The organism is Stenotrophomonas maltophilia group sp. RNC7, assembly GCF_030910085.1.
Lineage (GTDB): Bacteria > Pseudomonadota > Gammaproteobacteria > Xanthomonadales > Xanthomonadaceae > Stenotrophomonas > Stenotrophomonas sepilia.
Window position 1 is genome coordinate 1 of sequence record NZ_JAVFVN010000027.1, and the last position, 683, is coordinate 683.

Annotated in this window: 1 protein-coding gene; it reads left to right on the forward strand. The window is 28.1% G+C overall.

The features are described 5' to 3' along the window. Positions 1-683, forward strand: a 683-nt coding sequence (locus RCF13_RS00160; protein ID WP_308140663.1) for a nuclease-related domain-containing protein, incomplete at both ends; no start/stop codon positions are given.

Genomic DNA, 683 nt, shown 5'->3' on the forward strand with positions numbered 1-683 from the left:
ACATTATATGAAATATCACAATTAATAGATGAAAGTGACCAATTTGATGCAAGGGAGAAAGTAGAGCTAAAATTAAAAACATTTAATAAGTATATATCTTGGAGCGAGAATGATTATGAAGAATATAATGTAATTCTCAATGAATTAAAGCGGATTAAGAGAAAAGAAAATCCAAGTAATCAGGAATTAGGTAATGCTTTGGAAAACTTAGTAGATTTTATTTTGGAAAAGAGTTATTTTTATAAGGTTTATACTAATAAGAGAACAGGTACCCATGAAATAGATCAATTTGCGGTGATCAGCGATAGAGGAATTCAAGCTATAACAGAATATAATTTCGCTAAAGATCTTTTGCTTACTAATCAAAATTATTTTGTATGTGAATGTAAAAATTACAAAGGTAATGTAGGAGCAACTTGGGTTGGGAAGTTCAATACGCTTTTAGAGGTATCTGGTCGGTGTCAACTAGGAATTATTTTTTCGTGCGATGGTCTTACTGGTAAAGAAAATACATGGTATGATTCACATGGACTAACAAAAGTAATATTTCATATGAGTAATAGCGAAGAAAAAAGATATATATTGGATTTTAATATGAATGATTTTAATCTTTTAAAGTCTAAAGAACATACATTTTTTAGTATTGTTAAGTCAAAAAAAGCATCTTTAATTTCTGGAATTAA